A 25,719-nucleotide genomic window follows, 5' to 3' on the forward strand; every position below is an offset into this window, starting at 1 on the left:
TTTTTTTGAAACATATAAGTCATATAAGTTTTTAAAAACTATGGCTGAAAACTATTTTCAAACCTTAATAGGGAACTTAAGGTCATTTAAGATTTGTTGGCTGAAAACTAAAACTTTATATGACTTATATGGTAAATAAATAGTTTCGTGTTTTGAAACTTTGAAACTGTTGAATTTAGAGTATATTTGCAGATTAATTGTCGTAACGACGGGTTTGCGTGAGATTTGATATTAAGAGGAGAACAGACAGTGGCTGTTCGGAATAACATAGACATTATCATAAATGAAACATATTAGGAATTTTTGCATTATTGCACACATTGACCACGGAAAAAGTACATTGGCTGACCGATTATTGGGTGCTACCCAAACGGTAACGGCTCGTGAAGAAAAGGCACAGCTGCTGGACAATATGGACTTGGAGCGTGAACGAGGAATCACGATTAAGAGTCATGCGATACAAATGGAATATAAATATAAAGGGGAAGAATATATTCTGAACCTGATTGATACTCCTGGTCACGTGGATTTCTCTTATGAAGTTTCGCGTTCGATTGCTGCCTGCGAAGGTGCATTATTGATTGTTGATGCTGCGCAGAGTATTCAGGCGCAGACGATTTCTAACTTGTATTTGGCATTAGAAAATGACTTGGAAATTATTCCGGTTTTGAACAAAGTCGATTTGCCAAGCGCTAATCCAGAGGAAGTAAGTGACGATATAATTGATCTGCTTGGCTGTAAACTGGAAGATATTATTCATGCTTCGGGGAAAACCGGTTTTGGTGTGGAGAATATTTTGGCTGCGATTATTGAAAAAGTTCCTGCTCCGAAAGGAAATAAAGAAGAACCGTTACAGGCTTTGATTTTCGACTCTCATTATAATCCTTTTAGAGGAATTGAAGTTATTTTTAGAGTTGTAAACGGTGAAATAAAGAAAGGCCAAAAAATTAAATTTATGGCTACCGGCAATGAATATTTTGCCGATGAAGTTGGAACTTTGAAATTAAATCAGGTTCCTAAAAGTGTGATTTCGACAGGAGATGTTGGGTATTTGATTTCCGGAATTAAGGAAGCCAAAGAAGTAAAAGTAGGGGATACTATTACTGATGCCAAAACGCCTACAACTAATATGATTACTGGTTTTGAGGATGTAAAACCAATGGTTTTCGCCGGAATTTACCCTGTAGATACTGAAGATTTTGAAGAGCTGAGAGCTTCGATGGAAAAACTGCAGCTGAACGATGCTTCGCTGGTGTTTGCTCCTGAAAGTTCGGCGGCTTTAGGGTTTGGTTTCCGTTGTGGATTCTTAGGAATGCTTCATATGGAAATTATTCAGGAACGTTTGGAGCGCGAATTCGATATGACGGTAATTACTACAGTTCCTAACGTTTCGTATTTGGCTTATACCAAAAAAGATCCAGAAACAGCTGTTATAGTCAACAACCCTTCAGATCTGCCGGAACCGTCAAAACTGGATCGTGTGGAAGAGCCTTTCATCAAAGCGACTATCATTACTAAAGCTGATTTTGTGGGTAACGTAATGAGTTTGTGTATTGAAAAACGTGGTATTATCACGAATCAAACGTATTTGACTACGGAGCGTGTGGAATTGAATTTTGACATGCCATTGGCCGAAATTGTATTCGATTTTTACGACCGATTGAAAACCGTTTCCAAAGGTTATGCGTCTTTTGATTACTCTCCAATTGGAATGCGTGCTTCCAAACTAGTAAAACTGGATGTATTATTGAACGCTAATCAGGTGGATGCTCTTTCTGCTTTGATTCACGAAAGCAACGCTTACAACATTGGTAAAAAAATGACCGAGAAATTGCGTGAGCTGATTCCGAGACAACAGTTTGATATTCCGATTCAGGCGGCTATTGGTGCCAAAATCATTGCCCGAGAAACGATCAAAGCCTTACGTAAAGACGTTACTGCCAAATGTTACGGCGGGGATATTTCGCGTAAACGTAAATTATTAGAAAAACAGAAAAAAGGTAAAAAACGTATGCGTCAGGTAGGAAATGTTGAAATTCCGCAAGAGGCGTTTATGGCTGTTTTGAAGTTGAATGATTAGATTTTTTTTAGAGAATAGAAAAAAGAAACAAGAATAAAGAGGAAACCTGATGATGTAAAAATTGTCAGGTTTTTTTGTTTAATTTAAAAAAAATAAAACGATTTTATCAAACAAATTCATTTACTTTGGCATTCAAAAAAACCTATATTTTTTTTAAAAGTGATTCTAAAAAACTACAAACAAACACTTTGGCTAATAGTCTTTGTCTGGTTTTTTGTTTTAATGCTGCTCATAACATTGAAATATTTTCCAATTAGTTCAAATGTTGCTTTTTTACAAATAAAACAGACTGAAGTTATAGAGATTAAATCCTATCTCTTTATTTTTTATATCCATGTCTGCTCTTCTATATTTACATTACTTGCTGGCTTTACTCAATTTAATCCGAACATTTTAAAACAATTTCCATCTGTACACAAATGGATTGGGAAATTGTATGTTTTTGTGACTTTAGTATTAGCGTCTCCATCTGGATTCTTTATTGGAATCTTTGCTAATGGCGGATTTTATTCTAAAATTTCTTTTGTTATTTTATCCATTCTATGGTTTTACTTTACATTAAAAGGATTTATTTTGATAAAAAGAAACAATATCAAATGTCATAAAGCATTTATGATGCGGAGTTTTGCTTTGACTTTTTCAGCAGTAACCTTACGGTTATGGAAAGTTATCATTGTATCTTTATTTCATCCTGCTCCAATGGATGTTTATCAAATTATCGCTTGGTTAGGCTGGGTTCCTAATTTATTATTTATAGAATATTGTATATTTAAACAAAAATATAAATGAGAAAAATATTCATTCTATTGTTTATTCTAGGATTGATTTCCTGCAAAAAAGAAAAATTAGAAATTTCAGAAAAAGGTGAAAATGTAAATGATCCTTATAAAGATTTATATGGTAATTGGGTTGGCGATTTTGTAGCAAGTGTACATGATACTACCGACGATTTTGTTTATGTAAACAAAATAAATATTGTTATCAAAAAAATAGAAAAAAATATAGTATCTGGCCGAAGCATTGTTGCAGGTAGCAGCAGACCATTATCTGGTGAATTTAAAAAGATAGCTAACGGTTACGAGTTTATATTAAGAGAACCAGGAAATAGCAAATATGATGGGGAATTCAAATTTTCTATTGAAAATAAAGCTTAGATTCAAGTAATAAATGCAACGTGAAAAAAAACTCTAGTGTTATTCTTTTGACCTAGGTCAAAAGAATAACACTAGAGTTGGCGAAAAAATCATCATATCTTTGGGTTGCAACACTCAAAATAGATGGCACATTTAACGTTAGAACAAAGATACAAAATAGAAGTATATAGAAATGCCGGTATCAGTATTTCCGAAATTGCTGAATTGGTAGATAAAAACAAATCAGTTATTTTTCGAGAAATAAAACGTAATTCTGATCAAAGAAGTGGTGTTTATAAAGCTGTTTTGGCGGATAAAAAAGCTTTAAACAGGCATAAGGTTAAGATCAAAAAATGCACTTTAACCTCAGAAGTTGAAGCAAATATTTTGTTTTATTTAAAGCAAGATTACAGTCCTGAACAAATTGTTGGCAGAGCAAAAATTGACAAAAGAGCAATGGTTTCTAAAGAAAGAATCTATCAATATATTTGGGAAAATAAACGCAAAGGAGGACTCTTATATAAACATCTTAGGACCAAGGGTAAAAAGTATAAAAAAAGAGGACATTTAAAGGATAAAAGAGGACTTATTATTGGTAGGGTCGATATTAGCGAGCGTCCAAAGATTGTAGAAAAGAAAAGTAGATTGGGCGATTTAGAGATTGATTTGGTCATTGGTAAGAATCACAAAGGAGCGTTACTAACTATCAATGACAGAGCCTCTGGAATACTTTTTATGGGAAAAGTAGAAAGCAAAGAAGCTAGTGCAATACAGCAGAAAACAATTGAATTATTGAAAGATTGGAAACCAATAATCAAGACCATTACTTCGGATAATGGAAAGGAATTTGCCAATCATCGGGCCATTGCAGAAGATTTAGATATCGATTATTATTTTGCCAAACCCTACCATAGCTGGGAACGAGGAGCCAATGAAAATTTAAACGGATTAATAAGACAATATTTTCCTAAAAAATCTAACTTTGAAAACATCGAAGAACAACAAATAAAAACAGTAGTTAATACATTAAACAACAGACCCAGAAAAAGATTTGGCTATAAAACACCTAATGAAATTTTCGCCGAAAAAATCAATAAATTGAATACTGTTGCATTTATATGTTGAATCCACCAAGTATTAAAAGGAACTTGGTTTTCAAATGATAAAAACCAGCATGTTACACAACGTACTTTTGAATTAAAAAAACAAGAATTCGAATATAATCCAAATGCTATGCTGCCTAAAGATGGAGCTTATATGGATTATTATAGTGCAAGAATCGATACTATAATTGAGCAGCAGACTGATACGACCGAAGTTGCAGAAGTCTATACCGAAGAAAGCTATCGTACTGCTTCGGATATAATTACAAAAATAAATTCTTCTACAACTAAATTGACCGAAAAAGGTCTTAAAAATTTGAAAAAGTTAGAGCTGGAAATTCTCCGAAATACTATTTATGCTCGACATGGTTATACTTTTAAGAAAAAAAGCTACCGCCAGTTTTTCGATTCAGTAGAGTGGTATATCCCTATTTCTGAAAATGTTGATAAAGAATTAACCTCTTTGGAAAAAAACAACATTAAGAGCCTGTTTAAATTTTATTTAATAATAATTTTATAGTTGCAATTTTGACCATATTCTCGGATGTTTCAAAAAGTAGTTCATAATTTCTACATAATCTTCGGTCGTTGTCAAACCAAGAGAATGTTCTCTCTACAATCCATCTTTTATGTATAGGTTTAAACCCCATTTTTCTATCATCTGAACGCATTACCACTTGAATAATATAGCCAAATTTATTTTTTATGTTTTCAATCACTTCGCCTCTGTAACCACCATCGGCAAGGATTACTTTTATAGGACATAAAAAATAGTGAAGCGTCCTCATTAGTAAATCTGCCGCTTTACTATCATGGACATTGGCAACTGTTACCATTATTGCCAAAAGAAACCCATTTTTATCAACCACAATATGCCGTTTAATTCCTTTTACTTTTTTATTGCCATCAAAACTATTTAAGGAACGATTATTTCCCCATCGTACACTTTGACTATCCATTATTCCTAGACTTGGCATTGTATTTTGACCTCTATTAAACCTGACTTTTTCTCGCAATTTTGACAGTAATAAATCAAAACATTCCAAATTTGACCATTTCCAATAGTAATAATACACTAATTGCCATTTTGGAAAATCTTTAGGTAACATTCGCCACTGACAACCTGTTTTTACGAGATAATTAATCGCATTCCAAATGATTTTCAAATTATATTTCCGCTTTCTATCATCGAATTCTAAAGTCTTTTTTATAAATTGCCACTGGGTTTCTGTCAAATCGGTTGGATACATCTTTTTATGGTTTGGTCACTACAAAAAGACAAATTTCAATCGGTTTCTTTAACCCATAACAATTATTTATTTTAAATTTTTAAACAGGCTCTAAGCTATTGGAACGTTTTGAAAAATATGCTGAAGACAATTATGATAGTTTTGGAAGATAATCAACAAATGATTCAATCTTTCCGAAAATCCATAATATAAACTAAATAAACATCCCACGAGTATGCTCGACGAGACCCCAAAACGTTTTGACCGCATTGTTGCCATTTTGATTCAATTGCAATCCAAAAAGATTGTAAAAGCACAGGAATTAGCCGATCGTTTCGAAGTGAGTTTACGGACTATTTATCGTGATATCCGCACCTTGGAAGCTTCGGGAGTTCCAATTTACAGTGAAGCTGGAGTGGGTTATGCTTTAATGGATGGTTATCGATTGCCTCCTGTAATGTTTACCCGTGAGGAAGCCAGCAGTTTTATTGCTGCCGATAAGTTAATGCAGAAATTCACTGACACAGCTCTTGGAAATCATTATGCGTCGGCGATGTATAAATTAAAAGCGGTACTACGGAGCGATGATAAAGACTGGGTTTCGAGTATAGAATCCAGTATTTTGATGCAGTCTTCGGAGAAGCTTTTTAATGATAAAGCTCCCAATACTTTAGCCACGCTTTTTGAAAGTATTGCAGAGAAAACACAGGTCATTCTTTCGTATGAAGCAATTCAGTCAGAGGGAATTACTGTGAGGCATATTGAACCTGTTGGCGTTTTTCACGATAATAACAATTGGTACATGTTTGGTTATTGTCATCTGCGCAAGGATTACAGACAATTTCGAGCTGACCGTGTTCATGGAATCCAAAAAACAGAAATCCCTTTTTCAGTAGAACATAATGCATTAGAGACGTATCTGGATAAAGATAAAAATGTTTCGACTACCAAAGTTCGGATTCTTGTGGAGAAAAGAATAGCCAGTTATCTGGCAAGCGACCGGAAATATTACGGCTTTGTTTCGGAAAAGGAAATGGATGGCAAAATTGAAATGACTTTTATGTCTTGTGATTCGATGGAAGGCCTTTCGCGCTGGTATCTGATGTTTGGAGATTATGCAACGATACTGGAACCAGAAAGTTTAAAAATCAAAACTTTGGAATTACTGGAAAGAAACAGACAGCGCCTTTTATAAAAAAAGCTCCTAAAACAAAAAATATTTTTTAGGAGCTTTTTTAGTTTTTTATCTTTCCCAGAAAAAAGGAGGTTCAATTCCTAATGCACGCAAGTACACATAACCCTGACCGCGATGATGAACTTCATTATCAATAAAATACAAAATATTATGGATAATTGGGAATTCGTACTGCCCAAATAAATTGAAAGTTTCGTTAAAATCTTCGATGGTTAATTTCTGCCAATTTTCATTAATTTCTGCTGTAGCTTCATCCCATTTTTCAAGATATTGTGCTTTGAAAATTAATTTTCCTTCTTCTGGATTATAAGGCTTAATTTCTCTATTTACAATTCCTTTTAAAGCAGGTGCGCCAATGGCTAGAAGTTCGTCGGCCAATTTTGCAAAAGGTCTCATACCGCCAATTGAAAATTCAAAAAAATCTTTTTCTGGAAACAATTCTATTACACGGCGTGTCAAGGCGCGATGTCCTTGCCAGTGTTTCAATAAATCTTCGGGAGTAATAACTTGTGCTGCTAATGTTTTCATAATTTTAAAGTTTTTATTTTACTTCTTCAAAATTAGAGAGGGCTGGTGACAACAGTTTGTCAGCAGCTTTTCAATTTTTATAAATTATTTAAAAACCTTAGTGTTATTGTTTCTTGGAGCAAAAAGATTAGGTTTTTCACTTGTAAGCAAAAAAAAACCACTATGAACAAAATGTCTTTAGTGGTTTGATTATTCTTTAATCGAATGTTTAATCTTCGGAGTACATTATTTTTGATAACAGATATTTTATCAAAAGTGCTGGTCCAAATGAGATAAATGTTGGGATTAATAGCTCAATATTCATAAATGTATCTCTGCTGTTAAAATAAAATTGGCAGGCAAATGGCATTATGATTGCGCCAATAGTAAATCCTATCATTGCTGGAATTGCTTTTTTAGGGTGTCCATAGTAACCAGCAAAACATGCAAGAACGATAGAAAGCATAACCATCGAAACGCTATTACCTCCTAGTACACCTACAGATATCGAAGAAACGATTGCTAAACCTAAAGCAATAATGTTTCTGTCGTTATAGTCCCTTTTTTCATTAGCTTTATCCAAAAGGTCATGTTTGTGACTTCTAATTACATCCATCACCAGCTCTTTGGCTGTTTGCTGTTCAAATCCTAAACAAATCAAGTTGTTTTTTTCGATGTCGATATCAAAAGCTCCTGCTTTGATCTTCTTTTTTAAGTCTTCTATTTGACTATGGGTTAATTCATTATTCATGTTTTCTATAAATTTGGGGTATGCTAAAAATATAAAAAAAAACATACAATATCAAATTTTTTAACTATTTATTCAGATTTTTTGGAGGTTACAATTGGATTTAGGTGTAATTAACTGCATATCAACATCTTGAAGTGATGGAGATGGTTTGAAATTCTAATATTTCTGTTTAAATATGAGTTAATTCGTTCCAAATAAATAAAATATTAGAGAATTTATCTTACATATACATTCGTTTAGTTAGTCTTTAAAAACTGTTTTTCGTCTAATTTTATCTAATAAAGATAATTCTTAACAATTTTTGAGGTCATATTTTTAAATCTTTTGAGGATTACTAAATGGTATTAGGAAGGTTTTATTTGTCTTTTAGCCAGTCGAATAATCGCTGAGCATCGGTCCCTTTAAATAATTGTGTTCCTTCATTCATCGTAGCGGCTGATCCACATGCAACTCCCCAGCGGATTACTTCTTTTAGGTTTTTATTTTGCGAAAGCGCCCAGACCATTCCGCCCACCATGCTGTCTCCAGCACCAACAGTGCTTTTTTTGGCAACATTTGGCGCGGGAACAAATTCATATTTATCTTTAGTTACCAAAACTGCTCCTTGGGGACCAAGCGAAACAACCACAATTTCAGCACCGCCTTTGGCAATAATCTGTTTGGCAGCCTCATTTACCTCTTCCATTTCTAACCGTTCTACACCGATTAATTTAGCCAGTTCTCCTACATTTGGCTTAATCAGATAAGCGCCCGTTTCAAGTACTTTTTTCAAAGCTTCTCCTGATGTATCCACTATTAATTTTGCACCTGACTGTTTTGCTATTTGCGCAATTTTTTGATAAAAATCGGAGGACAGACCTTCGTTTAAACTGCCACTGGCAACAATAAACCCTGATTTTAAATTAGTAACAGCATTAAGGAAAGCTTTTTCTTCTTCATTAGTAATTTCTCCGCCGGTAAACCCAAAACGGTATTGTGAATTAGTATTGTCATCTACAGCTACGAAACTTTCTCTTGTCCAGGTCTGGATTGGTATAGCCTGAAAGTCGATAGATTCTTTGGCAACTAATTCTTCCAGCATTTTTCCCAAAGGGCCTCCCGATGTGAATACTGCTAATGAATTACCTCCTAAACGTGAAATAGCTTTAGATACATTGATTCCTCCTCCGCCAGCATCAAAGCGGGGTGCAGAGCAGCGAATTTTTTGTTCGGCAGCTAATCCTTTAAAATGAGTGCTTTTGTCTAAAGCTGGATTGACAGTAAGAGTAATAATATCGTATGGATTCATTTTTATGATGTTTTGATTAATAAAGATGCGAAAAAAATCATAAAAAACCATTCAAATAGGTGCGAATATTTCTTTGTATATTTGCACTCTCAAAATTTTGTAAAATCAATAATATTGAATGAAGAGTTACACTGCAGTGTAACTCTATCTCATTCTTCTCAATAATCATGATTGAAGATAAAAACCCGCAGCGTACTAATATTGGTCAACTAGGTGAATTTGGTTTGATAGATCATTTAACCAAAAACTTTGAAATTACTCAGCCTTCTACACTAAAAGGAATTGGAGATGATGCGGCTGTCTTGGATTTTAAAGAAAAGAAAGTAGTTGTATCAACCGATTTATTGATTGAAGGCGTTCATTTTGATTTGGCTTACGTGCCTTTAAAACATTTAGGATACAAATCAGTAGTAGTGAATGTATCCGATATTTGTGCGATGAATGCCAAACCAACCCAAATTACAGTTTCGATAGCTGTGTCCAACCGTTTTCCATTGGAAGCTTTGGAAGAACTGTATGAAGGTATTGAGCGTGCTGCACAGGAGTATAAAGTTGATGTAATAGGAGGTGATACTACATCTTCCCAAAAGGGATTAATTATTAGCATTACTGTTCTCGGCGAAGCTGAAGAAAATGAAATCGTATATAGAAACGGAGCCAGTAAAACTGATTTATTGGTAGTAACGGGAGATATTGGTGCGGCGTATATGGGACTGCAGGTATTGGAAAGAGAGAAACAGGTTTTTCAGGTTAATCCTAATTCGCAGCCTGATTTAGATGCTTATACGTATTTGATAGAGAGGCAATTAAAACCTGAAGCACGTACAGATGTGCGTACTTTATTACATGCGCTAGAAATAAAACCTACGTCAATGATTGATATTTCAGACGGATTATCTTCGGAGATTATACATTTATGTAAACAATCGGGTGTAGGCTGTAATTTATATGAAGATAAACTGCCGATTGATCCTCAGTTTATCAATGTGTGCGAAGAGTTTAATATCGACAGTACTACTGTTGCTATCAATGGTGGAGAAGATTATGAACTGCTCTTCACTATCGCTATGGAAGATTTTGATAAAATAAAAGGAAATCCGAATTTTTCAATAATTGGACACATGACTCAGGAAAGCGAAGGTGTGCATTTGGTAACTCGTGCTAATACTAAAATACCTTTAAAAGCTAGAGGCTGGAATGCTATCAGCGAATAAAAGGTCTGTTATATAGCATGTCAGTTGAAAACCAAAAAACGGCACTCATTATATGCAGTTTTTTGGTTTTTAATTTTGGAAAGGTTATAAAATAATTCCTCTAATCTTTGCTTCCTTTATTAAATCTACATCGCTTCCATCTTCAATTTTAAATAATTCTTTAAGATTGACTTTTCGCTGTTCAATAGCATGCAGTGAAATAGGAATGTATTGGGTAATATCTTTAGTCTTTGTTCCTTTAGAAATGTGGAATAAAATCAATTTGTCAAATTGGTCAATTCCATCAATATCTTTATTGTTTTGATTGGCCATTTTAATTACTGAATGGCTGTAATAAATTTCATCTTTCAATACGACATCAAATCCGAAAAGTAATTCATCAAAGGTTAAATCATTTTTAATTACTAGTCCCGCTGGATTTATAGTGTCAATTATATTTTTTATTTTGAGCAATTCAGTATACATGGTTAGCAGAATTATTTTGCAGCTGGGCATGTATTCCATAATTAGTTTGGCTAAATCTTCACCAGAATGAATTCCTTTCTCTTCATATACAGGCATACTGATATCTAAAAAAGCAACATCAAATGGAAGAGTTTCCGGATTTGTAATGATGTTATAGCCCGTCATGCAGTCCTTTCCCTGCGTAAATGAATATTCATAGCATTCGGGTTTATAACGGGTAATGGCGTTTTTATATCCGTCAATTATAAAAGGATGATCGTCTACAATTAAAATGTTCTTTTTAATTAATTTTTGTGCATTTGCATCGATAGTCATTATGCAGTGGTTTTTTGTGTTTCTTTGATTGGAATTATTATTGTTATAGAAGTTCCTTCTCCTTTTTTTGATTTTATTTCGAGGGTCCCTTCGCATTCTATAGTTCTCGTTTTTATATTTTGGAGACCTATTCCTTTCTTTGTACGGTTGACGTTGTATCCTAACCCGTCATCACTAATCTTTAAAACTAAATTATCATTCTGTTTTCTAAATTCTACTTTTATCTTTGTTGCATTGGCATATTTATTACAATTTTGAAGCGATTCCTGAAGAATTCGATATATATTAATCTTTACAATATTGTCGATAGAATCCCACTTTATAGATGGATCTACATGGGCCAGAAATTTTGTTGAAAATGTTTTTTTCTGTTCTTCAAATAAATTAGTTACTATTGCTACGAAGTTATTAATTAATTCTGATTTTTCTCTATTTAGATTATGAGAAATTTCGCGGATATCCTGCTCGATATTTTTTAGCTCGGTTAAATAATTTAGCCTCATTTCGATTCCTGAGTCATCTTTTAGTTTATTTAAACCATCTAAATTGATACGAACCCCAAACATCCTGCCAAGAACTCCATCGTGTAATTCCCTTGCTACTCTTTTCTTTTCTTTGATATTGTTTTTTTCAATAGTATTCTGCTGATTGATTAATAGATTATATATTTCAGCATTTGCCTGCTGCTGCTGCTGTATAAATAGTAATTCTCTTTGTTTAACTTTTTGATTATTAATTACATAAAGCAATAATGCTAAAATAACAAAACCTCCAAAAAATAACAAAAGTTTTTTGTTTTGACCTTCCAGATTTGTGTTTTCTACTTTAATTTCATCTGTTTCATACTCTATACGCGTGAATTTTTCGCCAATTTTTCGTTCTATTTTTTGCAGACGGTCATTAATAAGAATGTATTCTTTAGAATATGTTGAAGCATTTTTTGGATCTACCACTCCCATTTGTTTAAGAGTTTCAAGTATGCTTCTCAATCGCTTGGTACTGCGTGATAGAGCAAGTGCTTGTTTTGCATATTGAATTGCTTTTAAAGTATCTTTTTGAAATGCGTAGTACTCTGACAAGTGTGTTTTATTGATAATAATCCCCGAGGTAATATTCAAACTATCTCGAATTTTAAGCGCTTTGTAAAATAAATCAGGAAGTTCTTTTTTCTCTTTCAGTTTAAATTTGGCATAAGCCAAATTGTCCAGCAACATGGCATACAAAGTTGTTTTTTCTATAAATAGGTTTTTTTGTTTTAGGGCCTCTTCAAAATTACTTTTTGCCAGTTTGTAATTTTTTAAATTCAAATAGACATACCCCATATTGTTTAATGAAGTTGCCTTGGATTGAAATTCAGCTGGTATGGATTGATCTATTAAAGTAGCCAAAGCCTTGCGGTGAAATTCAAGTGCTTTATTATATTCTTCACGTTCATTGTATAAAATACCCAAAAGATTATAGGATTCATATAACAAATCATTGGCCTTTATTTCTTTTAAACTCTTTAAAGCTTTAAAAACAGTAATTTCACTGTCAAAAATGTCATTTTCATGATATCTTAAGTTTGCTTTACTTATTTGTGTTTTAGCTAAATTATAATTGTCATTGAGTAGAATATATAATTTTTCAGCTTTAAAATAACAGTAAAAAGCGCTGTCTGAGACGGATTTTGAGACGTAATAGTCCCCAAGATAAGTATATGCTTTAGCAATATTGACGGTATCGTGACTGTTTTTAGAACGTTCCAAAATAAGTTTGGAAGTTCTAAAATATCCTTCCCAATCGCTCATATTATAGTAGCGATTTGCTATTTTGAAAAGGTAAACCTTGTTAATAGAATCGTCTTTTTGATTAATTATTATTTCAAAAGCTTTACGATTGTATTTTTGTTTGGACTCATACGATAATTGAAAATCATTGGCTAATAATAGATATGAAGATAGGCTATCATTGGAAGATATACTATTTTGTTTGGATTTATTTCTATTAGTACAGCCAATGAGAATAATTAAAAAAAATAATAATATGGAATAAAATTTTTTCAATTGAAAGTTTTGGATTGTATCAAAAATACTAAAACTTTCTATATAAAAAAAGACTGTCAATTTTGACAGTCTTTTTTAGTGCTTTGATTTATTTTTTTAATCTACTTTTTTGTTACCGCCAGTTGATTGACCGCCAGTTCCGTCTATGTCAGCAAATTGGTTTTGATGAGTGTTGCCATTAAAATCTACTTTTTTGTTACCGCCAGTTGATTGACTGCCAGTTCCATCGATAGATGTTATTTCTGTATTGTCTGCAATTGAAGAATTTGAATTTGTCGGAGAAGTGAATGAAGTTGATACTAATACTAATGTAAATAATCCGATTGTTAAGACAGCTTTTTTCATGATTTCTGGGCTTTATGTTGTTGTTATTTTTTACTTTTTTGATTCCGTTTGTGTTGGAATTCTTTAGTAAAACTAAACAGTAAGCCTGGATAAACAATTTAAAAACAGCTGTTTATGGTCAATGGTATTCGTCTGATAGTGAATGGATAGCAATTCTATGTGAACGGCTATTTTTTAAGTTTCTATATAATTTTCATTTGCAAATTCACTAATTATAAAGTCAATATTGCTTTTGTATGACTTAGAAAAAGGAAGTTTTATCGTAGTTTTTTTTATATAACACAAAGAGTTTCCTGTATGGATTCTAGAAATAAAATTACGGTTTACTATATAACTATTATGGATTCGAACGAAAGGGTTTGTCAATACACTTTCAAAATGTTTCAGCGTTTTGAAAGCCGTTACCATTTCCCCATTTTTTAAATGGATATCTGTAGAATTATTATCGGCTTGAAAATAGCAGATTTCATCAGAATCAATGTATCTGTGATCGCCATATGATTTGACACATAAGATGAATGATTTTTTACTATTCCTAGATTCAATTTTTTCCAGATTCTGTTTTTCCTGAGAACTTGGGTTCTGAACAAGAACTATTTCGTTTTCTGTGTTTATTTTATTCAGTTTATGAACCAATTTTACAAAATCAATTACTAATAATGGTTTTAATAAATAATCTACAACTTCATATTTTATGCAGTCAAAAGCAAAATCCTTTTTCTTGGTTGTAATAACAATTTTTGGTAATTCTTTCAAATACATTAATAATCCGTTTATTAATTGTAATGATAAATTACTGCTCTTGTCATTAGGATCTATTTCTAAAAATATGAGCCTTGGCATATGTTCTAGAATTAGATTCACGCCGTCTGCATAATTATCAGTGGAGGCAAGAAAACTTAATTCTGAAAATTCGCTGGCAATTGCCTTTGTTCTCAAAACGCTTTCCGGATCGTCATCAATAATAATGTAGGTGTAATTCATTCTTTGCGACTTAATTTTAATACTTAATTTTATTCTTAATGATCGTGGTTTCTACATTAAAAGTGCAGGTTTCAAAAGAATAATTCAAATTTAAAAAATGATTATAATTGAAAAAGATAAAATAGAAACTATCAAAGTTATGATTTTTTTATTATAATTTGGTTCAAAATAATATAAATATTTTTCCTATATACCTGTTAATTAGGAATGTATGGTTTTATGAGTACTGTTAGTAAATTGTTCTAGTTTAATTTATTTTTAAATTTGTTTGTATTTTATTAAATAATTAAGCTTCTTTGTAAGAATTTTTAAATTAAAAAATAATAGTTTGTCTTTTTTGAAATTTTAATCAGCAAAAAGCGATTTTGACAAAAAATGTTTATTGCAAAAAGGCTGCGGTGAAATTAAGATATAAAATTTACTAACAATCATTAATAAAAGTCACATATGAATACTAAGATTTTAATTTTGCTGCTTTTGACAATAAGTTTCAGTGGTTACTGCCAGGAAAAAGAACCAGTTTCTTTTAATAGAAATGAATTAAAAATTAATGCCGTAATGTTAATTGCAGGTGCATTTGAGGTTACTTATGAGCGATTGCTGAATGATGAGTCCGGAGTGGGATTAGCTTTATTTACACGTTTTGATAAGGATATCGATGTTAAGTTTAGTGCTACGCCTTATTATCGATTTTATTTTGGAAAAAAACCTGCATCAGGATTTTTTGTTGAAGGATTTGGGATGCTTAATGCTTATGAGATGGAAGGTTATAATGTGTACGATTTTAGCACAGGAGTGTCTACGATGAGCTTCCCAGATAAGGTAGTTACTGATTTTGCTCTAGGATTTGGTTTAGGCGGTAAATGGGTGACTAAAAAAGGTTTTGTATTTGAACTAAATATAGGTGTTGGAAGAAATTTATTTAATAGTTCAAACGACAATAATGATGGTTATTATGATGATGATTATCAGATAGTAGGACGCGGTGGTTTTTCTATGGGATACCGATTTTAATTATAAAAAAAGCTTCTCGATTGAGAAGCTTTTTTTTATCCTGATTTGATGTGATTACATTTTCATTAACCAGTTTTTCATCGAAACTTCATTTTCGATAATTGATTTTAATTCAGAGATCGCTACGCGGTCTTGTTTCATTGTATCTCTATGGCGGATAGTAACAGTCTGATCTTCGATAGTCTGGTGATCTACTGTGATACAGAAAGGAGTTCCTAAAGCATCTTGTCTTCTGTAACGTCTTCCCACAGCATCTTTTTCATCATAAGACACATTGAAATCCCATTTTAAATCATCGATGATTTTTTTGGAAATTTCAGGTAATCCGTCTCTTTTAATTAATGGCAAGACAGCTGCTTTTGTTGGAGCTAAAACTGCTGGTAATTTTAAAACTGTTCTAGTCGAACCGTCTTCCAATGTTTCTTCTTTTAATGAAGTAGAGAAAATCGCCAAGAACATTCTGTCCAGTCCTACCGAAGTTTCCACTACATAAGGAACATAGTTTTCATTCAGTTCAGGGTCAAAATACTGAAGTTTTCTTCCTGAATATTGTTCATGCGCTTTTAAATCAAAATCTGTACGAGAGTGAATACCTTCTAATTCTTTGAAACCAAAAGGAAAATTAAATTCAATATCAGCTGCAGCGTTTGCATAGTGCGCTAATTTTTCGTGATCATGAAAACGATAGTTTTCTTTTCCTAAACCTAGGGATAAATGCCAGTTCAAACGAGTGGTTTTCCAGTGCTCGTACCATTGCATTTCTTCGCCTGGACGCACAAAAAACTGCATTTCCATTTGTTCAAACTCACGCATACGGAAGATGAACTGTCTTGCTACAATCTCGTTTCTAAACGCTTTTCCAGTCTGTGCAATTCCAAAAGGAACTTTCATACGGCCAGATTTTTGAACATTCAAGAAGTTTACAAAAATCCCCTGAGCCGTTTCCGGACGTAAATACAGATCCATTGCAGAATCTGCAGAAGCTCCTAATTTGGTTCCGAACATCAAGTTGAATTGCTTTACATCAGTCCAGTTTCTTGAACCGGTTTCAGGATCAGCAATCTCTAATTCTTCGATTAAAGCTTTTACATCCTGTAAATCTTCGCTCATACCTTTTGCAAGTCTTTCCAGAATTTCTTTTTTCTTAGAAAGATATTCTACAACACGTGCATTTGTGGTAATAAATTCCTGCTCATTGAAAGCGTCTCCAAAACGAGCCTTTGCTTTTTCAATTTCTTTTACAGCCTTCTGATTTAACTTTTCAGCATAATCTTCGACTAAAGTATCAGCTCTATATCTTTTTTTAGAATCTTTGTTGTCTATCAATGGGTCATTGAAAGCGTCCACGTGACCAGATGCCTTCCAAGTTGTTGGATGCATCAATATAGCCGCGTCCAGTCCTACGATGTTCTCATTCATTTGAACCATCGATTTCCACCAATATTCGCGTATATTCTTTTTTAATTCTACTCCGTTTTGTGCGTAGTCATATACTGCACTTAAACCATCGTACACTTCGCTTGACGGAAAAATAAATCCGTATTCTTTTGCATGCGAAACGACATTCTTAAATAAATCTTCTTGTTTTGCCATAGTGGTGCAAAAATATAAAAAGGGAAATTAAAAAAAGAAAAAAAATGAAGTTTGAAGAGGAGGTTTTCTTATTTTTATGGATAAATCAATTTTTTTATGTTTAATTCCCTGATAAATTTGTTTTTCCCAAAGGTTTGTGCTGGCTGTAAATCATTTATAGGCGGTAACGAATACATAATCTGTACGTCCTGCCGGCATGAACTGCCCGTAACGAATCATCATTTGAATCCTGAAAATGAGGCTTTTAAAAAGTTTTATGGCAGGGTAGCGGTCGAACATGTTTCAGCATTTTTATTTTTTCATAAAAAAGGAATGGTTCAGGAAATGATTCACGGTTTGAAATACAAAGGTCATGAAGAAATTGGTACTTTTTTGGGCGAATGGTACGCATCCGATTTGAAAGACAATTCTATAATGAATAATGTAGATGCTATTATTCCTGTGCCATTGCATAAAAAGAGAATGAAAGAACGGGGTTATAATCAGGTTACAAATTTTGGGATGGCTTTGTCCGAAAATTTTAAAATTCCACTGAATGATTCCATTTTAAAGCGGAAAGTATATTCTAAAACGCAATCAAAGAAAAGTTTTTTGGGAAGAACTGAAGGGATTGAAACTATTTTTGATGTTACTTTTTCAGAAAAAGATGCTAATAAACATTATCTTTTAATTGATGATGTTTTGACCACCGGATCCACTCTTGAGGCCTGTTCGAAAGCGTTATTAAAAATTCCTGGAGCCAAGATTAGCATTGTTTGTATGGCGATGGCACATTCCTGATTTCGTTTATCCTAACAGGTTTTTTCAACCTGTTAGGTATTTTATTTATCCCGAGATGAATAAATTCATACCTAACAGGTCTCCAAGACCTGATTAGGACAAATTGTTGACAGTCCCAATTCTAAAATTATTTCTGAACATAGGTTCTGAAATACCCGCATTCGTTGATGATTTCTTTATAATATTTGGTTTTTGAATAATTAGCTTTCAGATTTTTGAAACCCTGCCAAGCGATAAAATTAGTCTTGTCGTCCTGAATATCCCAAGTCGATAAATTGAGCGAATAGTATTTTTTGTTATAATAATCGTTGCGTTCGCATTTGGCAATCATATATTGAGTTTTGGCTTTTTGTTCGTTGTTTTTGGACGATGCAAATGCTTTTTGATAGTAGGCTTTCGCCAAAGAACAGTCGGTAATCATTTTCATAATTGGCTCTCTGAAAAAATCAGGGGTTGAACCGTATCCTGCAATATTTCCTTCATAGAATATACGTCCGTTGCCAAAATGCGTAATGTTGTAAAAAGCATTTCCGAGTATACCACTGTTGCTGTAGACATCGGTTTGTTTGTCAATATTATCCTGTAATTTTTGAATAATCATAAGAAAATCAAGCATGGTGTATTTCTTTTTCTGCGGCGCTTGATGGTCGCAGTCATGACAGTCTTTGATGTTTCCGAGGAATGGATTGCCATAAAAAACTGTGTTTTGCAGCTTATCCGATTGTTTCATGAAAGCGATAGCCTCAGGAATTTTGTTATTGAAAGTGGCTTTTACCGCTTGAAAATAGTTGATGTCATCCAGTTTTAAGGAATAGATAGAAGCACCAATTTTTTCGATTTCGGTTTTGTTGTTTTTTGACAAAAAAGCCTTCATATCGAGCAGCTGTTTTTCATTATCATAAAAACCAGAATCATGGTTGAAAATTTCTGCCATTACCGTATTTTTTTGCGCGCGGTATAATGCAGCCAAATAGTTTTGGCTCCAAGCCGTAGCATTTTCATAACGGAAATTATCAATAGGATTTTTGGGCAGTTCTAAATATAACCAAGACAGATCGGCAAGGATTGTTTTTTCGTTTTCGGGAGTTAACTTGTCTATTTTGCTGAGATTATTTACTAATCGCAATAAGCGGATCTGACTGATTGCTAAAGGTGTTTTTGGCATTTTGTTTTCGGCATCATCAAAATCTTTGTCGGCTTGTTTGAAATTTCCATTTAGAGTTTCTAGGTAACCAGCAGCAATATTCCATAAATAGGGCTGTGAAGTTTTGTTGGACTGTGCAATTTTGGTAACCAAATCAATAGTCGATTTGCGTATGCTGTCTTTAGTTCTTTTTTTGTTTTCAAGAACGGTTTTGTCTTTGAAAGATTTATCTATTTTGTTTTCCTGATTGTTGATTAATCGGGTCAATAAATAATCGATATGCAGACTTTTTGGCTGTAGTTTATAGATTTCGGCAATGGCTTTTTCTTCGTCATTATAATAACCTTGAATCGCCCAAAGAGCGGCTTTTTCTTCATCGTTTTTGGTCATAGACAGCGATTGTTTCCAGTCTTTTTCCTCCTTAGGATGAAAACAATAGGCCGAAACCACACGCATTGCAGGACATTTGTCGAATACTTTGCTGTACAGATAATTGGATTTGGCATAATTTTTCTGCCTGTATTCAATTCCGGCCAAATAGGCTAATGCTCTGTAATACAAAGTGTTTTTTGGTGTGGATTTTTCAGTCTGGTTAAAGAAAGCAATTCCGTTTGCCGGTTTGTCGCTGTAAAAATCTGCTTTTATAGTCAAAAACCAATATCTGTTTTTTATAAAAGGATCTTTAGAGTCGCTGTATTTCTGTTCCAATGTTTTGATCCATCTGGGATCGGATATGACTTGGTTTTTTATAGTCTCGTCATAACTCCACGAATCGAATCGCTGAGTAGAATAAGTTTCAACTGTTTGGGCATCATTTAAAAAGAATAGAAAATCCTTGGTTTTGACATCATCCAGCTTTATTTTTTTGTTCCATTTTTCAGATGTTTTATTCGGCTTTCCTTTTTTGTAATACATATATAAATTGGAAACATCGGCACTGCTGGAATCGGTCAGGAAAAAGGTTAAGTCTTTTTCGTTGATTCGGTCTTCCAGATATGCTGACCAGTCTTTGATATTTTCGCTGTTAAATCTGGTAAGATGTTCGGTGTCGAAACCTATTCCGTAAAAGACATCGGAAGATAAAAACAAAGGAGAATAGGACTTATCCACAAAAGTTTCGGGAGTGAAATTGGAGTCAAACGACCAGCCCCAATCACCATCCGAACAGGCATAAATAGTTCCGTAAACTAAAAGTATCAGAGCGCTAAAAGCAACTAGTAATTTCTTTAAAAATGGCTGTATCATAGTTTTTTAAATTGAATTCGTCTAAATCATAAAAGATTATTTCCTTCGGATTTTGAATTGTATTTTCTTCAAGATCATCTGCTATTTCAAACAGATCATCTTTGGATATGGATTCTATTTTTAACTGGTCGTTTTCCTTGTAAAAAACACCTTCTGCAAAAGCGGATTTTTTTACGGTAAACCAATTCTCTTTTGTAAGAACAAAACTATTGTTATTTTTTAATTTATCGACATCAATTTTGTTTCTGAGACCAATTATTTTTCCGTCCCGAATGTGAATTCCCCAAGAATAAATTGGCAGTGCAATGTTTATTGGCAATGGATAATTTTGCAGACTTGATAAATAGCGTTTGGCTATGTTTCTGTCGTAGATCGAATTCAGTGAATCAGAGGCAATTTTACCCATATTGTAATACATCAAAACGCCTCGGTCCACGTTTGGTATTTTTGTTTTTTCGAAATATTTTATCTGATGTAAGCGTATGGTGGCTGAGAGTTTTTTATTGGAAACTTTTTTGAAAGCTTCTATAAACCGTAAATAATTGTCTTTGCTTTCCAGTGTCCAGTCGCAGTCAATCTGGATTTCCTGAACTGAAATATTGTTTCTGGAATTAATCTGTTTTATGAAACTGTCTGTTTTTTGAGCCAAATCAATCACGTTTAAATTCTTGTCCAGCATCACCTTATTTTTGATGTAAACCACTGGAATAATTTCAAAACCTGAAGCTGAATCCTCAAAACGAATTGGAGTTCTAGGAAACGGTTTTTGGCTTTGTCCGATCAAATCAATATCAAAATATCGGATATACAGTCTTCTGACTTGATTTTCGGTCAGTGTGCTTTTTTCCTTTGGCGAAAGCCTGAAAATAGTTTTCCAATAATAAAAAGAAACCGCTGGCTGTTCCTGTTGCCGGCAGGAAATAAAGAAACAGAAGATTATGCCAAAAAGAATTGTTTTTTTCAAAAGAGAAGCGGTTTGAAATGAATTACTCTTTTCTGTTTTTGGCCCGATGATAAGTCCAATAAGCCAATAAAACCAATACGACAAACGGCAGATATGAGCCAATAAGAACGCCTATCTGATAGCCGGAATCTGGAGCATTTTTAATCTTTTCTTCAACATTTACTTTCTGAAGCAATAGAATTACAGCTGTCATTTTTATTTAATTAAAGCATTTTTTGTAAAATCAGAAAGTACTAATCTGCCGGAAATTGCAGCTCTTTCTTTTAATAATTTGTTCCAATGTGCTGTTCCTTCCCAAAATATTTTTTTCATTTCAGAAAGTGCTTCAGGATTGTAACCCGCGAGTTTTTTGGAGAAAACATCAACTTCCAAATCAAGTTCTTCTTTTGTTTCCAGAACTTTAGAATATAATCCTTTTTGTAAAGCCCAAGTCGCCGTTTTCCATTCGTGAGTAGCCAAAGTCATTTCGGACATCGCCGTTTTTCCTATCTTTCTGCTTACGGCAGGTTCAATCACAAAAGGACCGATTCCAATAGCCAGTTCTGATAATTTAATACTGCTTTCCAGATTAGCCAAAGCATAATCGCAGGCTGCAATAATACCAACGCCTCCGCCAACAGCTTTCCCTTGAATGCGTCCTATAATTATTTTTTTGCAGGAACGCATCGCATTAATCAGATTGGCAAAACCCGAAAAAAATCGGGTTCCTTCTTCAAGGGTGCTTACCGCCAGTAATTCATCAAAAGAAGCTCCTGCACAAAAAGTGCTTGTTCCTTCACTCTTTAAAACAATCACAGAAACATCCTCGTTGCTGCTCAAATAAATAAGTTCATTGGTCAATCTGTCAAGTAAAATTCTTGGAAAAGAATTACTCGCTGGATGCCCAAACTGCACTGTAGCTATTTTGTTTTCAATCGAAGTTAAAAGTGTTCCGTTTTTATCAGATGCAAGCATAAGCCGTATTTTGATGTAAAGTTAAAAAAGTAACCGAAGTAAAATGGTATTATTTTTGGATTTCAAGAATAGTCTTTTTGAAATTTGCATATTCTTATTTTTATATGTTATATTTGCGCCATCATACTGGGGGATTAGCTCATTTGGCTAGAGCGCTTGCCTGGCAGGCAAGAGGTGGTCGGTTCGAATCCGATATTCTCCACCAGTAAAATCAAGCCTTACGGAAATGTAAGGCTTTTTTATTTTATCTAAGTGTACTTTTAGAGTGTACTTTTAGAAAAATCAGTTTTAATTTGTTACAATTACTTCAACATCAAAATTGTGTTCACCCTTTGTCCTCTCTCCATTCAAATCGTTAAAGTTTGAAATGTCACGAGTTTTTTTGTAAGGGTCGTAAACAAAGCAAAATAGCTTTCTCAACCATTTACATTCATGGTAAGATTCAAAATCAACCTTTAACTGTTCTATGAAATGTGTTTCGTTTGAATCTTTTGCTTTAATCATTTTTACCTCAATCAAAATTTTCTCTTCTCGAAGTATCAAGTCTATTTTTGTTGATTTTCCACCTACTTTTGAAATCGGGTCTTCATCCCGAAGATTTGGAAAGATTGATTTTAGTATTACATACAAAACATCTTGAACATCATATTCATCTTCAATTTTAAAATTAGGATGATTTAACCTTCTTCCACTTATTATTTTTTGAATGGCATTACTAAAATTATTCAACACATCACGAACCATTTCGTCAGCATTTTTATTTACAAACTTTGTTTGTATCAAAGTGCCTTCAATATCCTCCAATAGGATTTGTAATTGAACATCAATATCACTTCCTAACATAATGTTTTGTAATGCTATATTTAATTCTGTTTCTTTTAACAAATTTACATCGAATACTGTCTTTATTAGAATTGCTAAAGAATTATTGTGCAGTCCTAAAACTTCTTTTGATAATTGAGATTGAAGCGATGGCTCAATTTTGCTCAAAAAGTATTTTTGTTTTAAATCACCTTGCTGATACTTTTCATTCAGTTGTTGACTCAACTCACTTTTAGCAGATAAATAAAGCCCTGAGAATTTATAAATATTGGAAGTTGCACTTATTCCTTTAATCGAAGGTTTAGAAACTAATGAAATTACTTTTGCAATTTCAATAGACTCTTTTTTATAACCAATCAGCGCAATTTCTTCTTCTGGACTCAGTTCAAAAGTTTGATTAGGCAAATCTTCAAAAGATTGGATATGCAAATATGCAGCTAACTCAATATTCTTGTATTGAATCAACTTTTCCTTATTATGTTTTAATATTTCTCTTAAATAAACCATAATTTTTCGCTTACTGCTTTTAATCTTTCATAATCCCATCCTTCAACTTTTTTAAGTTCTTCCGTCATTTTAGCCATTAAGGAAGGATACATTATGGTTACGGTTCTTTTAGAAGGCATATAACTTCTATGTGATAAGTGAGAGAACCAATAAACTTGTTTTGCTAAGTAAAATAAACTTGTAAAGGTTGAACGTTTGTCTAAATCAATTTTTAAAGGCAAATCACTTTTGCCAACAAAATGAAGCAATGCCGAATATTTGCTTAGTTGAATATATGTTCCTTGCTTGATGTCATTATTTCCATCGTTGTTGTACAGTCGGAAATTATGACCATAAGCCAAATGAACCAAGGCAAACTCAAAGTTGAAATTAGTAAATCTTTCTTTTAATCTGTTAATGGCTTTTATTTCGTATTCTTCGCTAGCTGATTTGAACAAATGAAAAATCAAACGGAATGTACCCGACTTGCTCATTTCCTCAACCAAGGGCTGTAATGTTTTAAAAAGGTGGTTTTCTAAATTTTCAGCATAATTATCGAACGAAGAAAGGGGAGAACAATCCCCTGTCATATACCTGCCATCATTATGAAATACTTGCGCAATGCCTAAAACAAACTGTCCACTTTCTGAAAGTGTCGAACCAATTCCAATAACCAATTCATCTTTTAGTTTTTCTTCCTTTTCAATTGTCCAAGCCGTTCCACCAAGTTTAGCATAAGAGTTAAGAGCAATATTTGTCATCGTAAATGCATTCAAATTTTGCCTAATAGTTTCAATTTGAATATCTTGTGTTGGTATTCCATTTCCAATAAACTTTGCCTTGCAAACGTAATAAGGTGAATTGCTAGGGCTTAATTTTTCTTGTGCTTCATTTACAATAACATACACCAAATCACATTTAAGTAACGTTTCATCATAAAGCACTTCTTTGTAGCTTTCTAAATCTTTGTTGGTAATGGTCTTGAAGTGAACGTTTAAAGAGTTGAAATGAAATACTTCTTTCAACTTTGCTTCCGTTTTTTTGACAAACCCTTCTGTTTCACCTTGGTATTCTGATGGGCAAATAATGCCAATATTGATTTGCTTATTTTGATAAAGTTCCAATGAATAAGGTTGATATGCCTTAACCATTTGGTCGTAATATTGTAAGCCTTGTGTGTTCTTGCGGTTGCTGTAAAAGTATCGTTGTGGTTTATTAATAATTTCAGATTTTATCAAATCATCTTCAAATGGCAGATATTTTTTGGAAATTGAATTAATCACCAATCCATAAGGCAATTGAATTTCCGCTTTATTCTTTTCAAGCCATTTGTAAAAACTATCAATTACTGAGAATACTTTAGCGTTCCTGTTTTCATCATTAATGATTTGGTCATATTTGGACGTTGCTCCTTTAGTCTCTAAGAATCTTTTTAATGATTGTCTGTTTGCATAAATCCGTTCTTCATCTCCCCTCAATCCTTTAATGTCAATCCCGTGTTTTTCAAATTCTGCCTTACTCCAAGTAAAAGAATTTTTTAGTGATGTTGATAATGAAAAGCCTAAAAGCAATTTGCTTTCTTTGAAAAAAAAGCAAGGTGAGAAATTAACAATTCTGTTGACTATCAAACCTTCAATACTACCCTTAAGGATATCTTTTGATGAAATAATTTCCCAAGAATTGGAATGTTTATTCTTGAAAATTTTATACCCTTTGGGTTCTATGAAATCAATAATTGACCTTTCAAATATTTTTGAAAGTATTTTGGGTTTCTCGGAAAAGTCAATATTTATTGAATTAACATTTTCAGGAAGTTCGGCTTCATTGGTGTTTTTCCAAATTAAAAATTTATCGTCATCACGATAGAAAAAAAGATTTGGAAAATTATCTTTTAAAGCAATAAACGCCTCCTTTGAAGAATGCTTACTGTATTCAATTGAATCAATTGAAACTGCTTTTGTTGGAATATCTACTTGATAGAAATTTAAAAATAATCCACTCATCAATTTATTTTTCTGACTTGTTTAAATATGCGGTTCTGTACAACATTTTTTTCAAAACCC

At 33.2% G+C, this 25,719-nt stretch carries 24 protein-coding genes and 1 tRNA gene; 10 read left to right on the forward strand and 15 right to left on the reverse strand.

Features of this window, described 5'->3' with window-relative positions; translation table 11 throughout:
- Positions 1 to 283: 283 nt before the first annotated feature.
- The 5 genes from lepA to OZP07_RS01380 all read left to right on the forward strand — a co-directional run bounded on the left by lepA (position 284) and on the right by OZP07_RS01380 (position 4,836).
- Positions 284 to 2,080: a translation elongation factor 4 gene (gene lepA, locus OZP07_RS01360; RefSeq protein WP_281637008.1), complete on the forward strand. Its 1,797-nt coding sequence runs from the start codon at positions 284 to 286 to the stop codon at positions 2,078 to 2,080.
- 159 nt (positions 2,081 to 2,239) lie between these two features.
- Positions 2,240 to 2,869 (forward strand): DUF2306 domain-containing protein, encoded by a 630-nt coding sequence (locus OZP07_RS01365; RefSeq protein ID WP_349293650.1) that lies wholly within the window; start codon positions 2,240 to 2,242, stop codon positions 2,867 to 2,869.
- Complete coding sequence (locus tag OZP07_RS01370; protein WP_281637009.1) at positions 2,866 to 3,234, forward strand: hypothetical protein; 369 nt, start codon at positions 2,866 to 2,868, stop codon at positions 3,232 to 3,234. Before OZP07_RS01365 ends, OZP07_RS01370 begins: the two co-directional genes overlap by 4 nt.
- Positions 3,235 to 3,357: 123 nt before the next feature.
- Positions 3,358 to 4,338, forward strand: coding sequence for an IS30 family transposase (locus OZP07_RS01375; protein ID WP_281635332.1), 981 nt, complete (start codon positions 3,358 to 3,360; stop codon positions 4,336 to 4,338).
- A 108-nt stretch (positions 4,339 to 4,446) separates the two neighbouring features.
- Positions 4,447 to 4,836 (forward strand): YARHG domain-containing protein, encoded by a 390-nt coding sequence (locus OZP07_RS01380; protein ID WP_281637010.1) that lies wholly within the window; start codon positions 4,447 to 4,449, stop codon positions 4,834 to 4,836.
- Here the strand turns inward: OZP07_RS01380 and OZP07_RS01385 are convergent.
- Positions 4,808 to 5,566: an IS5 family transposase gene (locus OZP07_RS01385; RefSeq protein ID WP_281636298.1), complete on the reverse strand. Its 759-nt coding sequence runs from the start codon at positions 5,564 to 5,566 to the stop codon at positions 4,808 to 4,810. The genes OZP07_RS01380 and OZP07_RS01385 overlap by 29 nt on opposite strands.
- Positions 5,567 to 5,780: 214 nt before the next feature.
- On the opposite strand from OZP07_RS01385, the gene OZP07_RS01390 reads away from it, so the two are divergent.
- Positions 5,781 to 6,740 carry a helix-turn-helix transcriptional regulator gene (locus OZP07_RS01390; RefSeq protein WP_281637011.1) on the forward strand — a complete coding sequence of 320 codons (960 nt, stop codon included), beginning with the start codon at positions 5,781 to 5,783 and terminating at the stop codon, positions 6,738 to 6,740.
- Between the two features lie 48 nt (positions 6,741 to 6,788).
- On the opposite strand, the gene OZP07_RS01395 is transcribed toward OZP07_RS01390, so the two are convergent.
- The 3 genes from OZP07_RS01395 to OZP07_RS01405 form a co-directional block, all read right to left on the reverse strand.
- The gene (locus OZP07_RS01395) at positions 6,789 to 7,268 is read right to left on the reverse strand and encodes a DinB family protein (RefSeq protein ID WP_281637012.1); all 480 of its coding nucleotides are present in this window, start codon (positions 7,266 to 7,268) and stop codon (positions 6,789 to 6,791) included.
- Positions 7,269 to 7,476: 208 nt separating this feature from the next.
- Entirely contained in the window at positions 7,477 to 7,998 is a 522-nt protein-coding gene (locus tag OZP07_RS01400; protein WP_194640415.1) for a hypothetical protein, read from the reverse strand.
- A 355-nt stretch (positions 7,999 to 8,353) separates the two neighbouring features.
- The gene (locus OZP07_RS01405) at positions 8,354 to 9,286 is read right to left on the reverse strand and encodes a 1-phosphofructokinase family hexose kinase (protein WP_281637013.1); all 933 of its coding nucleotides are present in this window, start codon (positions 9,284 to 9,286) and stop codon (positions 8,354 to 8,356) included.
- Positions 9,287 to 9,453: 167 nt separating this feature from the next.
- Here OZP07_RS01405 and thiL point away from each other — a divergent pair, with 167 nt between their 5' ends.
- Positions 9,454 to 10,500 carry a thiamine-phosphate kinase gene (thiL, locus tag OZP07_RS01410; protein WP_281637014.1) on the forward strand — a complete coding sequence of 349 codons (1,047 nt, stop codon included), beginning with the start codon at positions 9,454 to 9,456 and terminating at the stop codon, positions 10,498 to 10,500.
- Positions 10,501 to 10,584: 84 nt separating this feature from the next.
- On the opposite strand, the gene OZP07_RS01415 is transcribed toward thiL, so the two are convergent.
- The 4 genes from OZP07_RS01415 to OZP07_RS01430 form a co-directional block, all read right to left on the reverse strand.
- A complete protein-coding gene (locus tag OZP07_RS01415; RefSeq protein ID WP_194640412.1) occupies positions 10,585 to 11,280 on the reverse strand; it encodes a response regulator in 696 nt (231 codons plus the stop codon).
- Entirely contained in the window at positions 11,280 to 13,325 is a 2,046-nt protein-coding gene (locus OZP07_RS01420; RefSeq protein WP_281637015.1) for a tetratricopeptide repeat-containing sensor histidine kinase, read from the reverse strand. The genes OZP07_RS01415 and OZP07_RS01420 overlap by 1 nt, the downstream gene beginning before the upstream one ends.
- Positions 13,326 to 13,421: 96 nt before the next feature.
- Positions 13,422 to 13,670, reverse strand: coding sequence for a hypothetical protein (locus OZP07_RS01425; RefSeq protein WP_281637016.1), 249 nt, complete (start codon positions 13,668 to 13,670; stop codon positions 13,422 to 13,424).
- A 174-nt stretch (positions 13,671 to 13,844) separates the two neighbouring features.
- On the reverse strand, positions 13,845 to 14,654 hold the full coding sequence (locus tag OZP07_RS01430; RefSeq protein WP_281637017.1) for a LytR/AlgR family response regulator transcription factor: 810 nt from the start codon (positions 14,652 to 14,654) through the stop codon (positions 13,845 to 13,847).
- A gap of 447 nt (positions 14,655 to 15,101) precedes the next feature.
- On the opposite strand from OZP07_RS01430, the gene OZP07_RS01435 reads away from it, so the two are divergent.
- Complete coding sequence (locus OZP07_RS01435) at positions 15,102 to 15,668, forward strand: DUF3575 domain-containing protein (protein WP_281637018.1); 567 nt, start codon at positions 15,102 to 15,104, stop codon at positions 15,666 to 15,668.
- 54 nt (positions 15,669 to 15,722) lie between these two features.
- Here OZP07_RS01435 and OZP07_RS01440 read toward each other — a convergent pair whose 3' ends face one another.
- Positions 15,723 to 17,261, reverse strand: coding sequence for a glycine--tRNA ligase (locus tag OZP07_RS01440; RefSeq protein WP_194640408.1), 1,539 nt, complete (start codon positions 17,259 to 17,261; stop codon positions 15,723 to 15,725).
- 96 nt (positions 17,262 to 17,357) lie between these two features.
- Between OZP07_RS01440 and OZP07_RS01445 the strand changes: the two genes are divergently transcribed.
- A complete protein-coding gene (locus OZP07_RS01445; protein ID WP_281637019.1) occupies positions 17,358 to 18,041 on the forward strand; it encodes a ComF family protein in 684 nt (227 codons plus the stop codon).
- Positions 18,042 to 18,168: 127 nt separating this feature from the next.
- On the opposite strand, the gene OZP07_RS01450 is transcribed toward OZP07_RS01445, so the two are convergent.
- From OZP07_RS01450 to OZP07_RS01465, 4 genes are read right to left on the reverse strand one after another with little or no spacing between them, the layout of a single operon-like run.
- Positions 18,169 to 20,430, reverse strand: a complete 2,262-nt coding sequence (locus OZP07_RS01450; RefSeq protein ID WP_281637020.1) for a hypothetical protein — start codon at positions 20,428 to 20,430, stop codon at positions 18,169 to 18,171.
- Positions 20,390 to 21,394: a hypothetical protein gene (locus OZP07_RS01455; RefSeq protein WP_281637021.1), complete on the reverse strand. Its 1,005-nt coding sequence runs from the start codon at positions 21,392 to 21,394 to the stop codon at positions 20,390 to 20,392. The genes OZP07_RS01450 and OZP07_RS01455 overlap by 41 nt, the downstream gene beginning before the upstream one ends.
- A gap of 22 nt (positions 21,395 to 21,416) precedes the next feature.
- On the reverse strand, positions 21,417 to 21,587 hold the full coding sequence (locus OZP07_RS01460; RefSeq protein ID WP_281637022.1) for a hypothetical protein: 171 nt from the start codon (positions 21,585 to 21,587) through the stop codon (positions 21,417 to 21,419).
- A 2-nt stretch (positions 21,588 to 21,589) separates the two neighbouring features.
- Entirely contained in the window at positions 21,590 to 22,348 is a 759-nt protein-coding gene (locus tag OZP07_RS01465) for an enoyl-CoA hydratase/isomerase family protein (protein ID WP_281637023.1), read from the reverse strand.
- Positions 22,349 to 22,476: 128 nt separating this feature from the next.
- Between OZP07_RS01465 and OZP07_RS01470 the strand changes: the two genes are divergently transcribed.
- Positions 22,477 to 22,553, forward strand: a tRNA-Ala gene (locus tag OZP07_RS01470).
- Between the two features lie 83 nt (positions 22,554 to 22,636).
- Here the strand turns inward: OZP07_RS01470 and OZP07_RS01475 are convergent.
- The gene (locus tag OZP07_RS01475; protein WP_281637024.1) at positions 22,637 to 23,677 is read right to left on the reverse strand and encodes a PD-(D/E)XK nuclease domain-containing protein; all 1,041 of its coding nucleotides are present in this window, start codon (positions 23,675 to 23,677) and stop codon (positions 22,637 to 22,639) included.
- Entirely contained in the window at positions 23,665 to 25,659 is a 1,995-nt protein-coding gene (locus tag OZP07_RS01480; protein ID WP_281637025.1) for a Piwi domain-containing protein, read from the reverse strand. The genes OZP07_RS01475 and OZP07_RS01480 overlap by 13 nt, the downstream gene beginning before the upstream one ends.
- Positions 25,660 to 25,719: the final 60 nt, after the last annotated feature.

This window comes from Flavobacterium marginilacus, from assembly GCF_026870155.1.
Taxonomy (GTDB): domain Bacteria; phylum Bacteroidota; class Bacteroidia; order Flavobacteriales; family Flavobacteriaceae; genus Flavobacterium; species Flavobacterium marginilacus.

Coding starts and splice junctions, on each gene's coding strand:
- lepA (WP_281637008.1), top strand. CDS start 284: ATGAAACATATTAGGAATTTTTGCATTATTGCACACATTGACCACGGA.
- OZP07_RS01370 (WP_281637009.1), top strand. CDS start 2,866: ATGAGAAAAATATTCATTCTATTGTTTATTCTAGGATTGATTTCCTGC.
- OZP07_RS01375 (WP_281635332.1), top strand. CDS start 3,358: ATGGCACATTTAACGTTAGAACAAAGATACAAAATAGAAGTATATAGA.
- OZP07_RS01380 (WP_281637010.1), top strand. CDS start 4,447: ATGCTGCCTAAAGATGGAGCTTATATGGATTATTATAGTGCAAGAATC.
- OZP07_RS01385 (WP_281636298.1), bottom strand. CDS start 5,566: ATGTATCCAACCGATTTGACAGAAACCCAGTGGCAATTTATAAAAAAG.
- OZP07_RS01390 (WP_281637011.1), top strand. CDS start 5,781: ATGCTCGACGAGACCCCAAAACGTTTTGACCGCATTGTTGCCATTTTG.
- OZP07_RS01395 (WP_281637012.1), bottom strand. CDS start 7,268: ATGAAAACATTAGCAGCACAAGTTATTACTCCCGAAGATTTATTGAAA.
- OZP07_RS01400 (WP_194640415.1), bottom strand. CDS start 7,998: ATGAATAATGAATTAACCCATAGTCAAATAGAAGACTTAAAAAAGAAG.
- OZP07_RS01405 (WP_281637013.1), bottom strand. CDS start 9,286: ATGAATCCATACGATATTATTACTCTTACTGTCAATCCAGCTTTAGAC.
- thiL (WP_281637014.1), top strand. CDS start 9,454: ATGATTGAAGATAAAAACCCGCAGCGTACTAATATTGGTCAACTAGGT.
- OZP07_RS01415 (WP_194640412.1), bottom strand. CDS start 11,280: ATGACTATCGATGCAAATGCACAAAAATTAATTAAAAAGAACATTTTA.
- OZP07_RS01425 (WP_281637016.1), bottom strand. CDS start 13,670: ATGAAAAAAGCTGTCTTAACAATCGGATTATTTACATTAGTATTAGTA.
- OZP07_RS01430 (WP_281637017.1), bottom strand. CDS start 14,654: ATGAATTACACCTACATTATTATTGATGACGATCCGGAAAGCGTTTTG.
- OZP07_RS01435 (WP_281637018.1), top strand. CDS start 15,102: ATGAATACTAAGATTTTAATTTTGCTGCTTTTGACAATAAGTTTCAGT.
- OZP07_RS01440 (WP_194640408.1), bottom strand. CDS start 17,261: ATGGCAAAACAAGAAGATTTATTTAAGAATGTCGTTTCGCATGCAAAA.
- OZP07_RS01445 (WP_281637019.1), top strand. CDS start 17,358: ATGTTTAATTCCCTGATAAATTTGTTTTTCCCAAAGGTTTGTGCTGGC.
- OZP07_RS01450 (WP_281637020.1), bottom strand. CDS start 20,430: ATGATACAGCCATTTTTAAAGAAATTACTAGTTGCTTTTAGCGCTCTG.
- OZP07_RS01460 (WP_281637022.1), bottom strand. CDS start 21,587: ATGACAGCTGTAATTCTATTGCTTCAGAAAGTAAATGTTGAAGAAAAG.
- OZP07_RS01465 (WP_281637023.1), bottom strand. CDS start 22,348: ATGCTTGCATCTGATAAAAACGGAACACTTTTAACTTCGATTGAAAAC.
- OZP07_RS01475 (WP_281637024.1), bottom strand. CDS start 23,677: ATGGTTTATTTAAGAGAAATATTAAAACATAATAAGGAAAAGTTGATT.
- OZP07_RS01480 (WP_281637025.1), bottom strand. CDS start 25,659: ATGAGTGGATTATTTTTAAATTTCTATCAAGTAGATATTCCAACAAAA.